The sequence below is a fragment of the Bradyrhizobium sp. WSM2793 genome, from assembly GCF_000379585.1.
In the GTDB taxonomy this organism is placed as follows: domain Bacteria; phylum Pseudomonadota; class Alphaproteobacteria; order Rhizobiales; family Xanthobacteraceae; genus Bradyrhizobium.
Genome location: NZ_KB902774.1, coordinates 120,203 through 140,247, shown reverse-complemented (window position 1 = coordinate 140,247; position 20,045 = coordinate 120,203). Strand labels below are relative to the sequence as shown.

Below are 20,045 nucleotides of genomic sequence, written 5' to 3'. Positions count from 1 at the left end.
TCTCACCTCTCCGCCAAGTAAACCTCACCCAGCAGCGAAGAATTCGACCACGGCACCTGTTTGCTCTTCGTGCTCGACACCACCTCCGCCCGCACCCGTGTCAGCATCTGCTGCACTTCCAGTCCCGGCGTGCCGAGATGGCGGGAGAGGGCGGCGGAGAACGGCGAGTTGGCGCCTTCGCCGTCGAGTGCGACCTGGCCCGGCGCGGTCGCGAATGCGATCAACGTGCCGGCCCCCAATGTTGCACCGGTGCCGAGACTCGTTGGTGCTGCGAGGCCCGAGGCGCCCTCGATGCCGCGATTGGCGCCGGCGGATGCGACCTGTTGCGCCATCGGATTATTGCGGCAGGCATCGAAAATCAAAATGTTAGTGCGAACCTGGTCGTCGAGGCCGGCCATGATCGTGTCCATGTCGATCATCGCCTCGGTCATGCCCGCGCCGGGCTTGAGCTCGGCGTCGACGGGAATGAGGTAGTTGCGACCGTCGACCTGCACGCCATGGCCGGCGTAATAGACCACCGCGACCTGCGCCCGCGCGGCCTCCCGCAAAAAGTCGCGCGTCATCTTCTGCATCGCGGCGCGGTCGAGATCGATACCTTCCGATACGGTGAAGCCGATCTCGCGCAGGCTCTTTGCGACCGCACGGGCATCGCTGGACGGGTTGGGTAGTGCCTTGACGTGTTGATAGGCGCCGTTGCCGATAATCAGCGCCATGCGCTTGCCGCGGCCGCTCGCGAGCGGAGGCGGCGAGGGCGCCGACGTTGCGGTCGCCTGCTGCTGTGACGGCGTGCTGGGCTGCTGCGCGATCGATGTCGGCGCGTCGCGCGGGACCGATGTGGGCGCTTCGGTCACGAGCGAGAGCCGCACCTTTGCGGTGGCCTGATTGGCCTTGCTGCCGGCGTCGGATGCAGTGATACCGAGCGTTGCCTTGTAGTCCTCGCGCGCGTGCGCGTAGTCGCCCTTGGCCTCATAGGCCAGCGCGCGATGGATGTAGCCCGAGATCAGGACGCTGTTCGGCGGCGTCATGATATTGACCGGCGGCTTTTCCTTGGCGAGCCGGATCGCCTCGCTGCCGTCGGCAATCGCGCGATCGAGGTCGCCCCTCGCGCGCCAGATCGCGGTGCGGTTGATCAGGGGCTGCGGCAGCGTCGGATCGAGCCGGATCGCCTGGTTGATATCGGCGAGCGCGCCGTCGTAATCGCCGAGCGCCTCCTTTGAGATGCCGCGGTTCTGGAACGAGAACGCGGATTTCGGATCGGACTTGATCACGGCGTCATAGTCGGCGATCGCCCTGGCGTAGTCGCCCTTGCCGCGCCAGGCGTTGCCGCGGTTGTGAAAGATGATGCCGCTGGGCGGGCCGAGCTTCAGCGCGTCGTCGAAGTCCGCGATCGCGATGTCGTACTCGCCCTTGTCGTAATAGGCCGATCCCCTGAGATTAAAGGCCGCCTGGCTCGGCTGCAGCCGGATCGCCTCGGTGACGTCGGCGATGACCTTGCTGTAATCCCCCTTCTTGTTCCAGCCGACCGCGCGCCAGAAATAGATCGTCGCGACCTGCTCGCCCCGAAACACCTTCAATCCGATGATCTTGGAGCAGGCGTCGATCATCTTGTCCGCCGGCGTCGTGTCGGTGGTGCAGAGCGGCCCGAGCTGATTGCGCGCCTGTGCGAAGACGGGCGCAGACCAGAGCAGGGCGGCAAGCAGAGCGGGGATCAGCAGCAGGCGGCGCAAGCAGACCTCGGCGACAGGCGGATTTCGACGGTGGTTTCAGCCGTTTGGTCGCGCCGGCCTATGTCCCGGTTCACGCCCGGGCTTACCCAGGCAGCCGCGAAGTCACTTCCTTGGCTGCCGGGTCCGGATCTCCATCGATCCACGCGCCATCTGCACCTCAAACCGCGACAGGAAGCTCATGCCGAGGAGGCCGTCGATGCCTGGCCCATAACTCTTGTCGTCGCTGCTCTGAACCGCGATCGGCACGTTGGTCGCCTCGAGCTTGCCCAGCGCGACCTTGTCGGCTTTGGTGAGCTTAGCCTTGATCTGCCCGTTGGCGGTGTTCAGCGTGATCTCGCTCGCGCCGCCGTCCGCAATCTTGGCCTTGCTTGCGAAGGCCGACTTCACCGACACATAGCTTGCACCTGTGTCGAGCACGAACAGCCCGCGGACGCCGTTGATCTCCGCCTTGGCGGTGACGACGCCTCTCTGTCCCTGCAATGGGAAGCTCTCCTTGCGAAGCTCGTTCGACGAGACGCAATTACCCTGTCGCTCATAGTCGGCGATGATCTTCTGGGTCTTGCTGGTGTCGCGCGTGGCGGGATCGAACGCAACCCAACGGTTGATCGGCGCTGTCGCCTCGCAGAACTGCTTCAAGGCGGCGTAGGCGTTGGCCATGCGCAGGAACACGCTGCTGGACACCATCTTCTTGTCGCCGGCGAAAAGCTCGATCGTGTCGGAGTAGTCGGTCAGCGCGCGGCGATAGTCGCCGGCGCCATCCAGCGCCATGCCGCGCAGGTAGCGCGCGGTTTGGTCGGATGGGGCGCGCCTGACGTACTCGTCCGCCGCTTCGACGGCTTTCGGGTAGTCGGTCAGTCTTATGTAGATGCTGACTGCCTTGTTCAGTGCGGTCAGCGGCGCTCCGCAGTTCTTGACGAAATTGAAGAGTCCGTCAGCGGCCTGTCGCCGATAGCCGAGCTTGTCGAGCCACTGCGCAAGATCATCGATGCTCTTCTGGTCGCAGGGCTCGCGCTTGAGCTCTTCCAGCTTCAGCCAGACGGATGGGTCGCGCGCGGCGGCGACCGGGAGTGGCCCGATGCGCGCATAGACGGACTGGAAGACTTCGTCGGGATTGTCGGTCAGGTAGCCCGCGTGACCAATACCTGTGAGCGCAGTGAGCAATATCGCTGCAAGCCAAAACGACCTGAACATATCCAGCCCCGAACATCCTTGTCCGCCATGTATACCGATAAGTGTAGGCACGGAGTGTCCCCATTCGGCGCAGCGCCGCCAATCAACAGCACGTGGAGCAATTCCAGGGTATTCCCTGAGTGGGCAGAATTTGTTAGAGGACAGTGCCCAACAGCTCTGCCCACCAAGTTCCCACCCATGAAAAACGACGAAATCCTGAGCCAGATCACAGAGTTCTGCCGCAAGGCGGACATGGCGGAATCGACGTTCGGCCGGCGCGCAGTGAACGATGGGAAGCTGGTGCATCGCCTGCGCGAGGGCAAGCGCATCACCATCGATACGCTGGACCGGATCCAGGCCTATATGGCGGCGTCCATGGCCGGCGGCGTGCCGCCGCCGCGCGGGCTTCAGGTGCCGCCCGAAAAGCGTGATCCACGCGGCAATTTCCGTTTCTTCGAGAACCGCCAGAAATACCTGCTGTTCGTCCACACCTGCAGCGAAAAGCGGGTGATCGCCGACAGGGTCGCGCTGGAGCTTTCCTCCATCCATCCGCGCCCGCCGGCCCTGCGCGTGTTCGACGCCGGCGTCGGCGACGGCACGGTGCTGGCGCGGGTGCTGCGCGCGACGCACCAGCGCTACCCGCACATGCCGTTCTATGTCGCCGGCAAGGAGCTCAGCCTGGAGGACCTGCGCCTGACGCTGGAGAAGGTGCCGGATCGCATTTTCGAGCATCCGGCGTCGGTGTTCGTCTTCACCAACATGTTCTATTCGGAGGCGCCCTGGCTGACGCCGGCATCGCCTGCGGCGGCGGCGGCGACCGTCTGGCACGAGGTCCCGCTGCGGGGCGCCTCATCGGGCGAGTTCGAGCAGCAGATCGCGGAGCTGAGGCCGTTCCTCGAGCAGAACTGGCGTGCCGCGATCAGCCCACGCACCGCCATGCCGCTGTACGAGCGGCCGGTCGTCCTGGTGCTCTATCGCGAGGACCACAGGTTCTTGCTGGATTCGACCATTCCGCGGCCGGGCCAGACCGAAGCCAATTTCGACCTCGTCATCGCATCCCAGCCCTACCGCGCCCTGTCCTCGGTCAACTTCCGGGCCAAGCGGATCATCGCCCCCCTGGCGCGGGCGCTTCGGCCGGGAGGCCGTCTGATCGGAATCCACTCCCATGGCCAGGATCCGGGCATGGAAATGATCCAGGCGATCTGGCCCGGAGAAAATCCTTTCGCTGTGAGCCGTCATGAGCTATTGCGCGCCGTTAAGTACGAACTTGGTTCGTTGGGCCGCGACTTAAATTTTAATGCATATGCGGATAACCGCTCGATCTTCAGGTATGATATGGAAGCGCTGCCCAACGAGGTAACCGGGACGATCGGAACCTCGACGGCCTTTGCAGCGTGGAATGCGGCGGTGTATGTCGCTCAGATTGAGGACGACCGGTTGACAGAAATGACTCAAAACGGCCGCACTCTGGATGCCGCCAGGGACGTGCTGCGGAAGTACAATGGGCTCTGGTTTCTCGACGAATCCTACGTCATCTCGCGCCGGCGTGATTGACATCATCCACAGGTAAACATCGCAAACGCCCGCCGGTTCAGCGGCGGAACAAGGGGTTACTGATGCGCGCGTCCTATCTCTTCACCAGCGAGTCCGTGTCCGAGGGCCATCCGGACAAGGTGTGCGACCGGATCTCCGACGAGATCGTCGATCTGTTCTACCGCGAAGGGCCGAAGGCCGGCATCGACCCCTGGCAGATCCGCGCCGCCTGCGAAACGCTCGCGACCACCAACAAGGTGGTGATCGCCGGTGAGACCCGCGGTCCGAAGTCGGTGACCAACGAGCAGATCGAGGGCGTCGTCCGCGGCGCGATCAAGGACATCGGCTACGAGCAGGAAGGCTTCCACTGGAAGACCTGCGACATCGAGATCCTCTTGCATCCGCAGTCGGCCGACATCGCCCAGGGCGTCGATGCGCTGCAGCCGGGCGAAGTCAAGGAAGAGGGCGCGGGCGACCAGGGCATCATGTTCGGCTACGCCACCAACGAGACGCCCGATCTGATGCCGGCGCCGATCTTCTACGCCCACAAGATCCTGCGCCTGATCTCCGAAGCCCGTCACTCCGGCAAGGAGAAGGTGCTCGGTCCGGACTCCAAGAGCCAGGTCACCGTGCAGTACGAGAACGGCAAGCCGGTCGGAGTGCGCGAGATCGTGGTTTCGCATCAGCACCTGGTCGAGGACATCTCGTCCAAGCAGATCCGCGACATCGTCGAGCCCTATGTGCGCGAGGCGCTGCCGAAGGACTGGATCACGCCGAAGACGATCTGGCACATCAACCCGACCGGCAAGTTCTACATCGGCGGTCCGGACGGCGACTCCGGCCTGACCGGCCGCAAGATCATCGTCGACACCTATGGTGGCGCGGCCCCGCATGGCGGCGGCGCGTTCTCCGGCAAGGATCCGACCAAGGTCGACCGCTCGGCGGCTTATGCTGCGCGCTACGTCGCCAAGAACATCGTTGCCGCCGGCCTTGCCGACCGCTGCACGCTGCAGCTCGCCTACGCGATCGGCGTGGCCCGTCCGCTGTCGATCTACATCGACACCCACGGCACCGGTAAGGTGCCGGAGGAGCAGCTCGAGAAGGCGGCGGCGCAGGCGATGGATCTGACGCCCCGCGGCATCCGCAGCCATCTCGACCTCAACCGCCCGATCTACGCGCGCACCTCGGCCTACGGCCATTTCGGCCGCACGCCTGACAACGAGGGCGGTTTCTCCTGGGAGAAGACCGATCTCGTCGAGCAGCTCAAGCGCGCGCTCTGATTCACTTGCGTCATTCCGGGTTCGCTCGTTTCGCGAGCGGGTCCGGAACGACGAGCCAAACAAACAGGAACCTCCAATGAACGCGAAGCCCGGCTTCACCGATTACATCGTCAAGGACATTTCGCTCGCCGATTTCGGCCGCAAGGAGCTCTCGCTCGCCGAGACCGAGATGCCCGGCCTGATGGCCACCCGCGAAGAGTACGGCCCGAAGCAGCCGCTGAAGGGCGCCCGCATCGCCGGCTCCTTGCACATGACGATCCAGACCGGCGTGCTGATCGAGACGCTGGCAGCCCTCGGCGCCGACATTCGCTGGGTCTCCTGCAACATCTATTCGACGCAGGACCACGCTGCCGCCGCGATCGCGGCCGCCGGCATCCCCGTCTTCGCCGTCAAGGGCGAGACGCTGACCGAGTACTGGGACTACACCGCAAAACTGTTCGACTGGCACGGCGGCGGTCACCCGAACATGATCCTCGATGACGGCGGCGACGCCACCATGTACGTCCATCTCGGCCTGCGCGCCGAGAACGGCGACGCTGCGTTCCTGGACAAGCCGGGTTCGGAAGAAGAGGAAGTCTTCTTCGCGCTGCTGAAGAAGCAGCTCAAGGAAAAGCCCAAGGGCTACTTCGCCGAGATCGCCAAGAGCATCAAGGGCGTGTCCGAAGAGACCACCACCGGCGTGCATCGTCTCTATGACATGCAGAAGGCCGGCACGCTGCTGTGGCCCGCCATCAACGTCAACGACAGCGTCACCAAGTCGAAGTTCGACAATCTCTATGGCTGCCGTGAATCGCTGGTCGACGGCATCCGCCGCGGCACCGACGTGATGATGTCGGGCAAGGTCGCGATGGTCGCCGGCTTCGGCGACGTCGGCAAGGGTTCGGCGGCCTCGCTGCGTCAGGCCGGTTGCCGCGTCATGGTGTCGGAAATCGATCCGATCTGCGCGCTGCAGGCCGCGATGGAAGGCTACGAAGTCGTGACCATGGAAGACGCCGCGCCCCGCGCCGACATCTTCGTCACCGCGACCGGCAACAAGGACATCATCACCATCGAGCACATGCGCGCGATGAAGGATCGCGCCATCGTCTGCAACATCGGTCACTTCGACAACGAGATCCAGATCGCGGGTCTGCGTAACCTGAAGTGGACCAACATCAAGCCGCAGGTCGACGAGATCGAATTCCCCGACAAGCATCGCATCATCATGCTGTCGGAAGGCCGCCTCGTGAACCTCGGCAACGCGATGGGCCATCCGTCGTTCGTGATGTCGGCCTCCTTCACCAACCAGACGCTGGCGCAGATCGAGCTGTTCGCCAACAACAATGACGGCAAGTACAAGAAGGAAGTCTACGTGCTGCCGAAGTCGCTCGACGAGAAGGTCGCGCGCCTGCACCTCGCCAAGATCGGCGTCAAGCTCACCGAGCTGCGCAAGGACCAGGCCGACTACATCGGCGTCAAGCAGGAAGGTCCGTACAAGTCGGACCACTACCGCTACTGATCCGCACGCAGTTGCGACACAAAGGCCCCGGCGTGATCCGGGGCCTTTTTTTGTTGGGCCTTCCTGTGGTACGCTTTCAGGTAGAGCCGAAACAAGCCTGCCACTTCCGGAGCGGGCGGCCGCTTTTTCCTACGTTCATTGTCAAAATGCATATGGAGGGAATGCGATGTCCAGCGAAGCCAACGTTCAGCTTCTGAAGGAAGCCTATCGCGAGTGGAGCGAGAGCAAGGGCAAGAACGTCGACTATTGGTTCGACCATGTCATTGGCCCGCAAATCAAATTCGATTCGATTCCGCAGGGAGCTGCGGCGGTGCCTTTTGCCAAGCGTTATGACGATCGCAATGCGCTGCGCAGCTATTTCGACGGCCTGCTGGCCGACTGGAGCATGCAGTACTATACGATGAACGAATTCGTCGCGCAGGGCGACACCGTCTTCGCGCGCGGCGAATGCGCGTGGACGAACAAGAAGACCAACAAGGTCGCGAAGACACCGAAGGTCGACTACTGGCGCTTCAAGGACGGCAAGGTGGTCGAATTCCACGAGTATTTCGACACCGCCACAGTGTACGGCGCCACCGTCCCGTGATGTTGCAATTCGGTGCGGCGCTGCCCATGCTATGACGAGGGAGAACGCCATGACCGAAGCCAAAGAACATTTCGACGTCCTCATCGTCGGTGCCGGGCTGTCCGGCATCGGCGCGGGTTATCACTTGCAGACCAAGTGCCCCACCAAGAGCTACGTCATCCTGGAGGGGCGCGACTGCATCGGCGGCACCTGGGACCTGTTCCGCTACCCCGGCATCCGCTCCGACAGCGACATGTTCACGCTCGGCTATTCGTTCAAGCCGTGGACCGATCCGAAGGCGATCGCCGACGGGGCGCAGATCCTGAACTATGTGCGTGAGACGGCGGCCGAGAACGGCATCGAGAAGCACATCCGCTTCCGCCATCGCGTCAAGCGGGCTTCGTGGTCGACGCCGGACGCGCGCTGGACCATCGAGGCCGAGCGCATCACGGGCGAGGGCGCGACGGAGCTGGTGCGCTTCACCTGCAATTTTCTCTTCATGTGCTCGGGCTATTACAAATACGAGGCGGGCTACACGCCGGAGTTCAAGGGCTCCGCTGATTTCGCCGGCCGCATCGTGCATCCGCAAAAATGGACCGAGGACATCGACTACGCGGGCAAGCGCGTCGTGGTGATCGGCTCGGGCGCGACCGCGGTGACGCTGGTGCCGGAGCTCGCCAAGAAGGCGGCACTGGTCACCATGCTGCAGCGCTCGCCGACCTATGTGGTGTCGCGCCCGGCGCAGGATCCCGTCGCCAACAAGATCCGCCGAAATCTGCCGACGCGGCTCGCCTATCATGTCATCCGCTGGCGCAACGTGATGTGGGGGATGTTCTTCTTCCAGCTCAGCCGGCGCCGGCCTGCGAAGGTCAAGGAGCTCGTCCTCAAGGGCGTGCAGATGGCGCTCGGTCCGGACTACGACGTCGCCACCCATTTCACGCCGCGCTACAATCCCTGGGACCAGCGGCTCTGCCTGGTGCCTGATGGCGACCTGTTCAAGGCGATCCGCGAGCAGCGCGTCGCCGTCGTGACGAGCGAGATCGACACGTTCACGTGCGAGGGCATTCGCCTGAAGGATGGCAACGAACTTGCGGCCGACATCATCGTGACGGCGACCGGGCTGGTGCTTCAGGTCGTCGGCGGTCTCGACGTCAGTGTCGACGGCCGTGCCGTCGATTTCGCCAATACGCTGACCTACAAGGGCATGATGTATGCCGACGTGCCCAACATGGCCTCGGCCTTCGGCTACACCAATGCGTCCTGGACGCTGAAATGCGACCTCACCTGCGAATACGTCTGCCGGCTCATCAACTACATGGACCGGCACAATTTCCGCCAGTGCGTGCCGCATAATGACGACCCCGAGATCACCGCGCAGCCGTCGCTGGACTTCACCTCGGGCTATGTGCAGCGCTCGGTGGCCAAGATGCCGAAGCAGGGCTCCAAGCAGCCGTGGCGGCTGTACCAGAACTACGCGCTCGACATCGTATCCTTGCGCTTCGGCCGGATCGACGACGGCGTGATGCGATATTCCTGATCGCGCCGCCGCCGGTCGTTACGCCTTGCGCCTGGCAAGCGCCATTGCAAGGTCGACCGCGAGCGCCAGCACCACCGCGCCGCCGCCGAGTGCGAACAGCACCTGATAATCGCCGCCGGTCTGCGCGTAGATCCAGGAGAAGCCGTAAGCGGCCGCGGCCTGGAACAGTGCAAAGCTGGTAGTGGCATGGCTCCAGGTCGCGCGCTGCTGCTCGCCAGAGTGCGGAACGAGTTCATGGATGCGTCCGAGCACCAGCGGCACGATGCCGGGCGTGAAGCCGCCGATCACGATGCTCGATACGATCAGCGAAAGAGGCGCGGTGCTGACGGTCGGCAGCAGCACGGCGGCCGCCTCGATCAGAAAGGCCGCCCGCAGCGCCGGACCGAACCCGGCGCGGTCACCGAGATGGCCGGTGACGAGCGGACCGACGATGGCGCCGAGGCCGTACAGCACCCAATAGCGCGATCCAGCGGCAATGCCCTGGCCGAGGCCGCGCGCTACGAAATCGACGATGAAGACCATGTGCGGCACCAATGCCACCGCGTTGAGGCCGTACTGGATCATCAGCGCGCGGGCGATGGACGAGGTTTGGTGCTTGGTTTGAGAAGGCGCAGTGTCGCTGTTCGCTTTGGCAGGCCAGTTCCACCAACTTGCGAGGGTGAGCAGGGCGGAGAGCACGCCGAGCCCATACCAGCTCTGCTGCAAGCCCTGTTGCAGCAGCAGCGGCACCAGCGTGCCTGATGCGGCGACGCCGAGGCCGACGCCGGCGAAGATCACGCCGCCGACGATGCCGCGCCTTGCGGCCGAGGTGTGCGGCAGAATGACGGAGGCCGCCAGCACCATGATGATTCCGCCGGTGAGGCCGGAGAGGAAGCGCCAGGCGAAGAACCAGGTGAACGACACCGGCGATGAGCTGGCGAAGAAGGAGAGGGTCGCAAGCAGCATCATCGCCCGCAGCGCGCGAACCGCGCCGATCCGACTGGCGGCACGCCGTGCGGTGAGCGCGCCAGCGAGATAACCGGCGAGGTTCGCAGCACCGAGATAGACGACATCCGATGCGCTGAACCAGTTTGCAGCGATCAGGGCGGGGATCAGCGGCGTGTAGGAAAAGCGGGCGAGGCCAAGTCCGACGAGTGAGGCGGACAATCCCGCCACCGCGTATCGCCAGGTCTGTTGCGAAGAACGTTGCTTTGACGAAGCCTCTCGTGAAGCCGATGCCGTCCTCGGATGCGGCCGAGCCTCGGCGTGTGGTTTCAGATCTGCGCTGGTCATGTCATCCTCCTGCGCGCACGATCGCGCGCGGATCATCCTGTCTGGGCGGCGCGACGGCGCCGGAACTCCGGCACGGGCAGGCCGCCCCAGCCCCAATTGTCGGTGTCGACTTCCTCGATCACGACGAATGTCGAATCGAGCGGCTTGCCGAGCACGTCGAGCAGCAGCTGGCTCGATCCCTTGATCAGCGCGGCCTTCTCCTCCACGGTGAGCGACGCCGCCCCCGGCGTCGTTCCTTCGCGGGTCACTTGGATGGTGACGATGGGCATCGTGGCTCTCCTCTCACGCTCAGTGGCCGGCGCTCTGGCCGCCGTCGACATGCAGGATCTCGCCGGTGACGAAGGAGGCGCCCTCGAGATAAAGGACGGCTTCGACGATGTCGGACATCTCGCCCATGTGACCGACCGGGTGCAGCGCGTTGAGCTGGGCATGCGTCGCGACCGGATGCATCGGCGACTTGATGATCCCCGGCGAGACCGCGTTTACGCGAATGCCGCGCTTGGCGTATTCGATCGCAAGCGACTTGGTCGCGGCGTTCAGGCCGCCCTTGCTCAGCGAGGCCAGCACCGAGGGGACGTTCGAATTGGCCTGATCGGTCAGCGTGGTCGTGATCTGAACGACATGGCCCGAACCCTGCTTCTCCATCTCGGCGATGGCGAGCTGCGTGATGTGGAAGAAGCCCGCGACGTTGGTGCCCATCACCGCCGCGTAATCCTCGGCCGTGTACTGCGTGAACGGCTTTGCGACGAAGATGCCGGCATTGTTGACCAGCGTGTCGACGCGTCCGAAGCGGGCGACGGCCTGCGAAACCACACGCTCGGCGGTGCTCCGCTCGGCGATGTCGCCCGCCACGGCGAGGACGTCGTCGTCACCCGACGGCTTGATGGAGCGTGCCGTTGCGACGACGCGGTAGTTGCGATCGCGAAAACCCTGGACCAGGGCGGCGCCGATGCCCTGCGAAGCACCGGTGATGATGGCGACTTTCTGCTCGATACCCATGACGGGCTCCTGTTGTTGGCCTTGAGAACCTGCGTCAGCACTCGGCTGGCTTGGGTCCTGAGGTACGCTGTGGCAGCCCGGCCGCGAATGCCCGCCGTCCGTCAGACACTCTTTCGCGGCGCGTACGAATGCCGGGTCGGCGCCTGGCGACGGTTGTCGCCGCGGAGGGGAACGCCTAGCCTGCGGCCGGAATCCAAGGGGGCAACGGGAAGGCATGGATCGTCTGGATGCGATGAAAGTGTTCGTCCTTGCGGTGGACGAGGGCAGCTTGGCTGCCGTCGGCCGCAAGCTCGGCCGCTCGCCGGCGGCGGTGAGCCGCGCCATCGCCTTTCTCGAGGAACGCGTCGGCGCGGAGCTGCTGCACCGGACGACGCGCTCGATCAAGCTCAGCGAGGAGGGCGAGCGCTATGTCGCGATCTGCCGTCGCGTGCTCACCGAGCTGGAGGAGGCCGACGACATTGCGGCCGGACCGCGGTCGGCGCCGCGCGGCCTGCTCACGATCACCGCTCCCGTGGTGTCGGGCGAGATAGTGTTGCGGCCGATTCTGGATGCATTTCTCGACGCCTGTCCGACGGTGTCGGCCAAGCTGTTGCTGTTCGATCGCGCGGTCAATCTGATCGAGGAGGGCATCGACATCGCGCTTCGCATCGGCCCTCTCGCGGACTCGGCAATGGTGGCGATGCGGGTCGGCGAGATCAGCCGCGTGGTCGTCGCGGCCCCGCGCTATCTGAAGCAGCATCCCCGCATCACCGAGCCCGGCGATCTTGCCAAGCATCAGATCGTGGCGATGGCCCATCTGCCCAATTCCTGGACCTTCGCGCCGCAGGCCGGTGGGTCGGTGCCGCGTACGGTGCAGTTCACGCCGCGTCTTATCGTCAACAGCACCTACGCGGCCGTAGCCTCCGCCGTTGCCGGCCGCGGCGTCGCGCGGATGTATTCGTACCAGGTGGCCGAGCAGGTTGCGCGCGGCGAGCTCGAGATCGTGCTGGCCGGCGAGAAGGATCCGGAGATGCCGGCGCACCTGATCTGCCCGCAGGGTCGGCTCTCCGTGCCGAAGGTGCGGGCCTTTACTGATTTTGCCGTGCCGCGGCTGAAAAAGCACTTTGCGCAGCTGAGGAAGAGCGTGAGTGCGCACTGAGCTACCGCGCGCCCGGCAATGCGTCGTTTTACGTATTCGGCCGCGAGGAGGAATCGGCGACGCTGCCCCGAACGGTTAACGCCGGATTAACCGCGGACTCCTAGCCTGTCCCGGCCGGGGTTACTCGCATGGCCGAGGTGAGCCTAATGGAAGCCCAGAAGATCGCGGTCGACGCCGTCGTCGCGCTGACCGATTGCGACCGCAGCGCTGTCGTAGCCTTTATCCGCCAGCTCTATCTCGCCGGGGTGACCGACCCCAAACGCCTGACCTTCAAGGGTCTGCAGGCACTGTCGCGGGCGTAGCCGGCTGGTTTCGGCGGGCCATCCCTGCGCTCTCGCCAGTGTGACCGCAGCGCAGCGGTGAATATATTGCCGCTCGGCCCGGCTCAAGGTAGATGACGTCCTCAGCTAAGTCTCTGGGGAACGGGGATATGCTGAAACAGCTTTTTGCACCGCAACTTGTCATCCTTTATGTGCTTGCGGCCTCGACGATTTACGTTCACTTCCGCGGCAAGCAGCGATTGCGCTTTGCGCGCCAGCTCGGCGATCACTCGACCTATCTCGCGCCCTACAATGTGCTGATGTATGCGGGCTCGGCGGTGCCGAACAAGCCGGTGATCCCGGTCGAGCAATTTCCGGAGTTGAAGCCGCTCAACGAGAACTGGGAGACGATCCGTGACGAGGCGGTTCGCCTGTTCGACGAAGGCTTCATCCGTGCCGCCGCGAAGAACAACGACTGGGGCTTCTATTCGTTCTTCAAGAGCGGCTGGAAGCGGTTTTACCTGAAATGGTATGACGACTTCCTGCCTTCGGCGCGCACGCTGTGCCCGAAGACGGTGGAGCTGCTCAACGCGATCCCGAGCGTGCACGGCGCGATGTTCGCGATGCTGCCGCCGGGCGGCAAGTTAGGGGCGCATCGCGATCCGTTCGCGGGCTCGCTGCGCTACCACCTCGGGCTCGTCACGCCGAACTCGAACAAGTGCCGCATCCTGGTCGACGGCGTCGAATGCGTCTGGCGTGACGGCGAGGCCTTCATGTTCGACGAGACCTTCATCCACAGCGCCGAGAATGCGACCGACGTCAACCGCATCATCCTGTTCTGCGACGTTGAGCGCCCGATGAAATTCGGCTTCATGACCGCGATCAACCGCTGGGTCAGCCATCACATCGTCAAGGCGTCGGCGACCCAGAACGTCGACGGCGAGAATGTCGGCGTGCTCAACAGGGTGTTCGGCAAGCTCTACGAGATCCACCTCGCCAGCCGCAAGGTCAAGGCGTGGAATCGCAACGTCTATTATGCGCTGAAATACTCGCTGACCGCGCTGATCCTCGGCCTCATCGTGTTGTCGGCGCTGCGTTAAGTGCGGATGTGTAGGATGGACTAGCGAAGCGTAATCCACCATTCGGCATATCGGCGATTGACGATTCCCGTGTGGCACGATGCGTTGGCGGATTACGCTACGCTAATCCGCCCTGCGATCCCTGCGGTGATCCCGCGCGTGTCTAGTGATGGTGTTTGTGCCCTGCGGAGCATCAGGGCGCTGATAACCTCGCAGTTCTGCGTATCTTTGCATTTGGCTCTGATTGAGCAAGGCCGCGGTCGACAGGTAAGTCCATATCTTGCTGGAAGGTCTGTCCCATGGCAACAAGGCTTGCCGTGATCACGTAGCCGAAGATGGAGCAGGTGATGGCCCTCTTGCCGACCGCCGACAGCGAGACGAAGCAATTCTTCCTGGCGTGGCTGGAAACCTTCGCGGGCTACGTCCGCGAAGTCGACTACGCCTCGGCGCGGCCGCTCTTCCATCCGGACGTGCTTGCCTTCGGCACGCATAACGACGTCATCCCCGGCCTCGATCAGTGGGTCTCGACGCAATGGGACAATGTCTGGCCGAAGACGACGGACTTCCGTTTTGTGCTCGATCAGACCTCGGTCCTGGCATCCCGCGACGGCACGATGGCCACGGTGATCGCGCCGTGGACGAGCACGGGCTATCATTCCGACGGCGGCGCCTTTCCGCGCCCGGGCCGTGCGACCATGATCTTTGCGAAGAATGCCGATGGCTGGCTGTGCGTGCATTCGCACATGTCGCTCAATCGCGGTGTGCCGCAGGTGAGCCACGCCAATCGGCCGGTGAAGGCCTGGTAGATCCACCCCGTCCGCCCGAAATGCAAAAGGCCCCGGACACGTCCGGGGCCTTTCGATTTCCGGATGTCGTGCGGCCTATTCAGGCTGGCCGATGCTCACCTTCAGCGTGCCGACGCCGTCGACGCCGCATTCGAGCTTGTCGCCAGGCTGGAGCTGGGAGACGCCGGCGGGGGTGCCCGTCATGATGATGTCGCCGGCGGCGAGCTTCACCTGCTGGGAGAGCTGCCAGATGATCTCGGGCACGTTCCAGATCAGCTCGGTCAGGTCGCCCTTCTGGGCTTCCTTGCCGTTGACCGTGAGCCAGATCTTGCCCTTGGCGGGATGGCCGATCTTGGAGGCCGGCTGAATCGCGGAGGACGGCGCGGAGCCGTCGAACGACTTGCCGATCTCCCAGGGACGCTCCTTCTTGCGCGAGGCGATCTGGAGGTCGCGGCGGGTGAGATCGATGCCGACGGCATAGCCATAGACGTGATCCAGCGCCTTGTCGGCGGGAATGTTCAGGCCGCCGCTCTTCATCGCGACGATCAGCTCGACTTCGTGATGCAAATCCTTGGTCAGCGGCGGATAGGGAATGGTGGCGCCATCAGGCACCAGCATGTCGGCGTGCTTGGCGAAGAAGAACGGCGGGGCGCGCTCGTCATTGCCCATCTCGCGGATGTGCTCGAGATAGTTGCGGCCGACGCACCAGATGCGGCGCACCGGATAGCGGCCGCTTTCGCCGACGACGGGAAGTGAAGCCTGGGGCGGAAGCGGGATGACGTAGGAGGCGGCGTTCATGCGGGTCTCGCTGCTCTTGAGGTGAAGTGGAACTCTATGCGGTTGCGCTGATCGGCGCCAGAGCGCCGGCATCGTAGTGTTGCAGGCGGAAGAACGAGGCATAGCGGCCGCCGCGGCGGAGCAGCTCGTCATGCCGGCCCTGCTCGACGATCTCGCCGCCCTCGATCACCAGGATCGCGTCGGCATGCATGATGGTGTGCAGGCGATGCGCGATCACGATGGTGGTGCGGTTCTGGCAGAGATGCTCGATCGCCTCCTGCACCTGCCGCTCGGATTCGGAATCGAGCGCAGCGGTGGCTTCGTCCAACAGAATGATCGGTGCATTCTTGATCAGCGCGCGCGCCACGGCGATGCGCTGGCGCTGGCCGCCTGAAAGCTGCGTGCCGTGCTCGCCGACCGGCGTGTCGTAGCCGAGCGGGAAGCCCATGATGAAATCATGCGCGCAAGCCGCTTTCGCCGCCTCGGTGATCTCGTCCTCGCTGGCGCCGGGCCGGCCGAAGGCGATGTTGTTGCGGATGGTGTCGCGGAACAGATAGACGTCCTGCCCGACATAGGCGGTCTGCGCCCGCAGCGACTTGCGAGAGACTGCGCCGATCGACTGGCCGTCGATCACGATGTCGCCTTGCGTCACTTCATAGAAGCGGAGCAGCAGCGCCAGCACGGTCGACTTGCCGCCGCCGGAGGGGCCGACCAGCGCGGTGACCTTGCCGGGCTCGGCGGTAAAGCTCATCCGGTTGAGCACAGTCTCATTGGCGCGATAGGAGAAGCTGACGTCGCGCAGCTCGATCCGGGCGTCGGAGAGCTTCAGCGCCGGCTTGTCGTCGTCGGAGTGCTCGCTCGCCGGGCTGTCGACCACTTCGAGCAGCATGCGCGCGCCGACGAGCTGGCTGTTCAAATCGATGTTGAGCCGCGCCAGCCGCTTGGCCGGCTCGGTCGCCATCAGGAACGCGGTCATGAAGGAGAAGAACGCGCCCGGCGTGGCATTGAGCGCGACCACGCTGTAGCCGCCATAGAGCAGGCAGCCGGCGACCGCGAAGCCGCCGAGCATTTCCATCAGCGGGTTGGAGCGGTTGGCGACGCGCGCCATCTTGTTGGCGTTGCGCTCGACGATGGCGATGTTCTCGTCGATGCGGCTCTGCATGGTGTCTTCAAGCGTGAAAGCCTTCACCGTGCGGATGCCTTGCAGCGATTCCTGCATGGTCTCCATGATGTCGGCGGTGCCGGTGAACTGGTTGTAGGCGAGGCCCTTGATCCGCTTGACCAGCTTGCGCAGCACCAGCATCGCCGGCGGCACCACGACGAGGCCGATGAACGACATCACCGGATCCTGCCACACCATCACGCCGATCATGGCGAGCAGCATCAACAGGTCGCGCCCGACAGCGTTGACCAGCATGTTGAGGACGTCGGTGATCGACTTGGCGCCGGCCGTCAGCCGCGCCAAAAACTCGGACGAATGCCGCTCGGAGAAGAAGCCGACGCTTTCGCGCATCAGCTTTGCGAACAGCTGGCGCTGGTTGGTGGCGAGGATGGCGTTGCTGATCTTGGTCAGGATCACCATGTGGCCGTAGGTCGCCACGCCCTTGATGAAGAGCAGGATCACCGTGATCCCGGAAAACATCGCGATGCCCGGGATGTTCTTGTCGACATAGGCCTGGTTGATGACCTGGCCGAGCACATAGGTCGCGCCTGCCGTTGCGCCCGCGGCGACCGCCATCAGTGCGAAGGCGACGAGGTAGCGCCGCCAATAGACGACCCCCTGTTCCGTGACCAGGCGGCGAATCAGGACCGCTGCCGCATAGGGATCGTCGGTGATTTTCTTTGGAAACTGGGCCATCCGGTGTCCATTGACGGCGCAGGACAAAGCCTGCCCGCACGTCAGGGATCGAAGGGCCTCTGTGCCCGCTCAAGCGGGGTTTTTCAAGCCCAATTAAGGGCTTGCGCTCAGATGGAATCTAGGCCGAGGCGGCGTGGCGGAGCTCGCCATGGCGCTCATGGAACAGCTTGTCTTCCCACGCCAAGGCGTGAGCCGCGATGGTCTCGAGGTCCTCGTATTGCGGCTTCCAGTCCAGCAGGCCGCGGATGCGGCTGGTGTCGGCGACCATGGTCATGATGTCGCCGGGGCGCCGCGGGGCGTATTGCACGGCGAAGCTGCGGCCCGACACGCGGCGCACGGCGTCGATGGTCTCCAGCACCGAATAGCCGCGGCCATAGCCGCAATTGAGCGTCGTCGAGGCGCCGCCGTTGCGCAAATAGGCCAGCGCCGAACGATGCGCCTGCGAGAGGTCCGTGACATGGATGAAGTCGCGGATGCAGCTGCCGTCGGGGGTCGGATAGTCGGTGCCGAACACGTCGATCTTGGCGCGCTGGCCGGTCGCGGCCTCGACCGCGATCTTGAGCAGATGGGTGGCGCCGACGGTGGCAAGCCCGATGCGCGCCTGCGGATCGGCGCCGGCGACGTTGAAATAGCGCAAGGTGACGTACTGCATGCCGTAGGCGGCGGCGACGTCGTGCAGCATGATCTCGGTCATCAGCTTCGACGAGCCATAGGGCGACAACGGCCGCGTCGGCGCGAGCTCGGGCACCGGCACCTGGTCCGGATTGCCGTAGACGGCGGCGGTCGAGGAGAAGATGAAGCGGCCGATGCCGCGCTTGACGGCGACATTGAGCAGGTTGCGCGCGGTCGTGAAATTGTTGCGGTAGTAGCCGAGCGGATCGCGCATCGAATCCGGCACGACCACCGAGCCTGCGAAATGGATGATGCTCTCGATGTTGTGCTGCGCGATCACGCCTTCGAGCAGGTTCTCGTCGCCGGCATCGCCGATGAACAGCGGCACGCCCTCGGGCAGATAGGCGGAGAAACCGGTCGAGAGATCGTCGATCACGACGACATCCTCGCCGGCTTCCGCCAGCGCAAGGACCGTGTGACTTCCGATATAGCCGGCGCCGCCGGTGACTAGCACAGTCATGATCTCACCCGTCTTCGATCAACGCGCAAAGTTAGCGCTTGCGTGGTGAAGAGGGGGTATCGGCGCGGCTGAACTGGTCACTATGCTTAATGTTGCGTATAGGGACTTTGCGAAACGGAGCATGACGTGGCCAATTCCCCCGGCGATCTCGAAGTGATCGTGCCAAATCTGCACAGGCGCTATTCCGGGGTCACCGCGACCAACCGGATGGTGGCGCCGCGGCTGGCGAAACTGTACCGCGCCGCCTGGTTCGGCTCGCACGCGCCGGCTGGGATTGCGCGGCTGAGCGTTGCCGATTTCCTCAAGCTATGGCGCCGCAAGGCGCCGCTGATCTGGCATGCGCGGCGCAACAACGAGATGATCGCGGGTGTCGCGCTACGCGCGCTCGGCTGGCCGTTGAAACTCGTGTTCACCTCGGCGGCGCAGCGGCACCACAGCTGGATCACGCGCTGGCTGATCCGGCGCATGGACGCGATCATCGCGACGTCGGATCTCTCGGCCTCGTTCCTGAAAGTGCAGGCGACCGTGATCCCGCATGGCGTCGATACCGACATCTATGCGCCGCCGACCGACCGCGCTGTTGCGTTCACGGAGGCCGCGCTGCCCGGCCGTTACGCCATCGGCTGCTTTGGACGCGTGCGCGCGCAGAAGGGCACCGACGTGTTCGTCGACGCGATGTGCCGGCTGCTGCCGCGCTATCCCGATTTCACCGCCGTGATCGTTGGTCAGGTCACGGCCGAGCAGATGGCCTTTGCGAACGAGCTGAAAAAGCAGATCGAAGCGGCCGGCCTGCATTCGCGCATCGTCATCACCGGCGAGCTGCCGATCGAAGCGGTGCAGCGCTGGTACCAGCGGCTGACGATCTACGCCTTCACCTCGCGCAACGAGGGTTTTGGACTGACGCTGATCGAGGCGATGGCGGCCGGCAGCGCGCTCGTCGCCGCACGCGCCGGCGCGGCCGAGCTGGTGGTCGAGGATGGCGTGAGCGGCGTGCTGGTCCCGACCGGCGATGCCGATGCGCTGGCTGCGGCAGTGGAGCCGCTGATGCGCGATGTGGATGCCGCGACGGCGATGGGCGAGAGGGGCCGAGCGCGGGTGCTCGCAAAGTTCAGCCTCGATGCGGAAGCGGCCCGGATCGGCGAGGTCTATCGGCCGCTGCTCTGAGCCACGCCGCGAGGGCCGAAAGCAAAAAACGCGAAAACAACCCCATGCACAGTAGCCGGGATGAGCGGAATCAATGGCTTGGCGATGGGTTCGTCCGGCTGCCGATTTTACGAAATCGATTTGACTCGTTGGGCAAAACATCTCTAGACAATCCGATCCTGTTCGCGCCCAACAGTCAAATTGCGCCTTCTCGGTTAGCGTTAAGGCCAGCGGAAGTCGATTTTGTTCCCGTAATGGGAATTTTCGATTGATCCCATTTCGGGAACGTGCT

General features: G+C 64.2%; 18 protein-coding genes. 10 read left to right on the top strand and 8 right to left on the bottom strand.

Annotated elements, in window-relative coordinates:
- Positions 1-2 precede the first annotated feature (2 nt).
- Positions 3-1,727 carry a caspase family protein gene (locus A3AS_RS0109755; RefSeq protein WP_018317410.1) on the bottom strand — a complete coding sequence of 575 codons (1,725 nt, stop codon included), beginning with the start codon at positions 1,725-1,727 and terminating at the stop codon, positions 3-5.
- A gap of 102 nt (positions 1,728-1,829) precedes the next feature.
- Positions 1,830-2,918: a TIGR02281 family clan AA aspartic protease gene (locus tag A3AS_RS0109750; RefSeq protein ID WP_018317409.1), complete on the bottom strand. Its 1,089-nt coding sequence runs from the start codon at positions 2,916-2,918 to the stop codon at positions 1,830-1,832.
- Between the two features lie 177 nt (positions 2,919-3,095).
- On the opposite strand from A3AS_RS0109750, the gene A3AS_RS0109745 reads away from it, so the two are divergent.
- The 5 genes from A3AS_RS0109745 (at position 3,096) to A3AS_RS0109725 (ending at position 9,310) form a co-directional block, all read left to right on the top strand.
- Positions 3,096-4,451 carry a hypothetical protein gene (locus tag A3AS_RS0109745; protein ID WP_018317408.1) on the top strand — a complete coding sequence of 452 codons (1,356 nt, stop codon included), beginning with the start codon at positions 3,096-3,098 and terminating at the stop codon, positions 4,449-4,451.
- Positions 4,452-4,513: 62 nt separating this feature from the next.
- Positions 4,514-5,710, top strand: a complete 1,197-nt coding sequence (metK, locus tag A3AS_RS0109740) for a methionine adenosyltransferase (protein WP_018317407.1) — start codon at positions 4,514-4,516, stop codon at positions 5,708-5,710.
- Positions 5,711-5,786: 76 nt separating this feature from the next.
- Positions 5,787-7,208 carry an adenosylhomocysteinase gene (gene ahcY / locus A3AS_RS0109735; RefSeq protein ID WP_018317406.1) on the top strand — a complete coding sequence of 474 codons (1,422 nt, stop codon included), beginning with the start codon at positions 5,787-5,789 and terminating at the stop codon, positions 7,206-7,208.
- A gap of 166 nt (positions 7,209-7,374) precedes the next feature.
- On the top strand, positions 7,375-7,794 hold the full coding sequence (locus A3AS_RS0109730; protein ID WP_018317405.1) for a nuclear transport factor 2 family protein: 420 nt from the start codon (positions 7,375-7,377) through the stop codon (positions 7,792-7,794).
- 49 nt (positions 7,795-7,843) lie between these two features.
- Complete coding sequence (locus A3AS_RS0109725; protein ID WP_026201845.1) at positions 7,844-9,310, top strand: NAD(P)/FAD-dependent oxidoreductase; 1,467 nt, start codon at positions 7,844-7,846, stop codon at positions 9,308-9,310.
- A gap of 18 nt (positions 9,311-9,328) precedes the next feature.
- Here A3AS_RS0109725 and A3AS_RS0109720 read toward each other — a convergent pair whose 3' ends face one another.
- From A3AS_RS0109720 to A3AS_RS0109710, 3 genes are read right to left on the bottom strand one after another with little or no spacing between them, the layout of a single operon-like run.
- A complete protein-coding gene (locus tag A3AS_RS0109720; protein ID WP_084674815.1) occupies positions 9,329-10,582 on the bottom strand; it encodes an MFS transporter in 1,254 nt (417 codons plus the stop codon).
- Positions 10,583-10,614: 32 nt separating this feature from the next.
- Positions 10,615-10,851 (bottom strand): 4-oxalocrotonate tautomerase family protein, encoded by a 237-nt coding sequence (locus A3AS_RS0109715; RefSeq protein ID WP_026201844.1) that lies wholly within the window; start codon positions 10,849-10,851, stop codon positions 10,615-10,617.
- A 19-nt stretch (positions 10,852-10,870) separates the two neighbouring features.
- The gene (locus A3AS_RS0109710) at positions 10,871-11,581 is read right to left on the bottom strand and encodes an SDR family NAD(P)-dependent oxidoreductase (protein ID WP_018317401.1); all 711 of its coding nucleotides are present in this window, start codon (positions 11,579-11,581) and stop codon (positions 10,871-10,873) included.
- Between the two features lie 214 nt (positions 11,582-11,795).
- Between A3AS_RS0109710 and A3AS_RS0109705 the strand changes: the two genes are divergently transcribed.
- The 4 genes from A3AS_RS0109705 to A3AS_RS0109690 all read left to right on the top strand — a co-directional run bounded on the left by A3AS_RS0109705 (position 11,796) and on the right by A3AS_RS0109690 (position 14,864).
- Complete coding sequence (locus tag A3AS_RS0109705; RefSeq protein ID WP_018317400.1) at positions 11,796-12,719, top strand: LysR family transcriptional regulator; 924 nt, start codon at positions 11,796-11,798, stop codon at positions 12,717-12,719.
- A 128-nt stretch (positions 12,720-12,847) separates the two neighbouring features.
- Positions 12,848-13,021 (top strand): hypothetical protein, encoded by a 174-nt coding sequence (locus A3AS_RS47110; protein ID WP_157644247.1) that lies wholly within the window; start codon positions 12,848-12,850, stop codon positions 13,019-13,021.
- 128 nt (positions 13,022-13,149) lie between these two features.
- Positions 13,150-14,079, top strand: a complete 930-nt coding sequence (locus A3AS_RS0109695) for an aspartyl/asparaginyl beta-hydroxylase domain-containing protein (RefSeq protein ID WP_018317398.1) — start codon at positions 13,150-13,152, stop codon at positions 14,077-14,079.
- A 326-nt stretch (positions 14,080-14,405) separates the two neighbouring features.
- Positions 14,406-14,864, top strand: coding sequence for a nuclear transport factor 2 family protein (locus A3AS_RS0109690; RefSeq protein WP_026201843.1), 459 nt, complete (start codon positions 14,406-14,408; stop codon positions 14,862-14,864).
- A gap of 75 nt (positions 14,865-14,939) precedes the next feature.
- Here A3AS_RS0109690 and A3AS_RS0109685 read toward each other — a convergent pair whose 3' ends face one another.
- From A3AS_RS0109685 to galE, 3 genes are all read right to left on the bottom strand, one after another.
- The gene (locus A3AS_RS0109685; protein ID WP_018317396.1) at positions 14,940-15,641 is read right to left on the bottom strand and encodes a fumarylacetoacetate hydrolase family protein; all 702 of its coding nucleotides are present in this window, start codon (positions 15,639-15,641) and stop codon (positions 14,940-14,942) included.
- Positions 15,642-15,675: 34 nt separating this feature from the next.
- Positions 15,676-17,478, bottom strand: a complete 1,803-nt coding sequence (locus tag A3AS_RS0109680; RefSeq protein WP_018317395.1) for an ABC transporter ATP-binding protein — start codon at positions 17,476-17,478, stop codon at positions 15,676-15,678.
- A 118-nt stretch (positions 17,479-17,596) separates the two neighbouring features.
- Positions 17,597-18,610, bottom strand: a complete 1,014-nt coding sequence (gene galE / locus A3AS_RS0109675) for a UDP-glucose 4-epimerase GalE (RefSeq protein ID WP_018317394.1) — start codon at positions 18,608-18,610, stop codon at positions 17,597-17,599.
- Between the two features lie 126 nt (positions 18,611-18,736).
- Between galE and A3AS_RS0109670 the strand changes: the two genes are divergently transcribed.
- Positions 18,737-19,774 carry a glycosyltransferase family 4 protein gene (locus tag A3AS_RS0109670; RefSeq protein ID WP_018317393.1) on the top strand — a complete coding sequence of 346 codons (1,038 nt, stop codon included), beginning with the start codon at positions 18,737-18,739 and terminating at the stop codon, positions 19,772-19,774.
- Positions 19,775-20,045: the final 271 nt, after the last annotated feature.